The organism is Campylobacter coli LMG 9860, from assembly GCF_000254135.1.
GTDB lineage: Bacteria > Campylobacterota > Campylobacteria > Campylobacterales > Campylobacteraceae > Campylobacter_D > Campylobacter_D coli.
In genome coordinates this window covers 1-671 of sequence record NZ_AINS01000074.1, presented here as the reverse complement: position 1 = coordinate 671, position 671 = coordinate 1, and the positions used below count along the sequence as shown (strand labels likewise).

1 protein-coding gene and 1 pseudogene are annotated in these 671 nt (G+C 21.6%); both read right to left on the bottom strand.

Annotated elements, in window-relative coordinates; all coding sequences use genetic code 11:
• Nucleotides 1-218 (bottom strand): annotated as a pseudogene (locus tag CCO88_RS08605) (hypothetical protein); the annotation flags it as partial.
• Nucleotides 215-613: a hypothetical protein gene (locus CCO88_RS08600; protein ID WP_002840178.1), complete on the bottom strand. Its 399-nt coding sequence runs from the start codon at nucleotides 611-613 to the stop codon at nucleotides 215-217. The gene CCO88_RS08600 and the pseudogene CCO88_RS08605, both read right to left, overlap by 4 nt.
• Nucleotides 614-671: the final 58 nt, after the last annotated feature.

The window sequence follows — 671 nt, the reverse complement described above, 5'->3', positions numbered from 1 at the left end:
TACTCTCCTATCTTTTTCAAGATTAGCTCTTCTCTTTCTCTTTCTTTATTCTCGTTAGAATCATTCAAAATTCTTTTTATATTAATAACACCAAAATAAATAAGTGCAATTCCAAGAATAAAAGATAAAATGCCAAAATGCTCTTTAATAGCACTAAATAAAAACCATAAGCCTGATAAAAAACATATTGCGTATGCTACTATTGTAATTTTTTTCATCTTTGATTTGCACTCCATAAAAGACCATTAATAATGATTAAAAATATAAAATAAGAGCTATAAAGGTTTTTTAAACTTATATCAATATTAAAAATATAAAAAACTGCGACAAATATAGGCATTATAAATAATGAGAGAGATAAAACATTAGATAATCCCCAAACAGCACAAATAGCTATAGTAAATACTATTAAAAGAGTTGTAACTGGAAAAAATATTATATTATCTTCGCTTACAAAATTTGCAAAATTACCACATATGAAATCTAAATTAGAAAAAATAAATTTTACAAATTCCCAAATTTCATTTTTAAAAATGCAAATTAAAGCGATAATTGCTATAAAAATTGCATAAGAAAATATTTCTTTTTTAGTTAATTTTTTTTCATAAATCATTTTTGCTCCTTATCTTTTGTAAAAATTTTTATATATAACTATATAATATTATTTATAA

Excerpts from the sequence above, each read along its gene's own strand:
- CCO88_RS08600 (WP_002840178.1), bottom strand. The coding sequence starts at position 613 with ATGATTTATGAAAAAAAATTAACTAAAAAAGAAATATTTTCTTATGCA.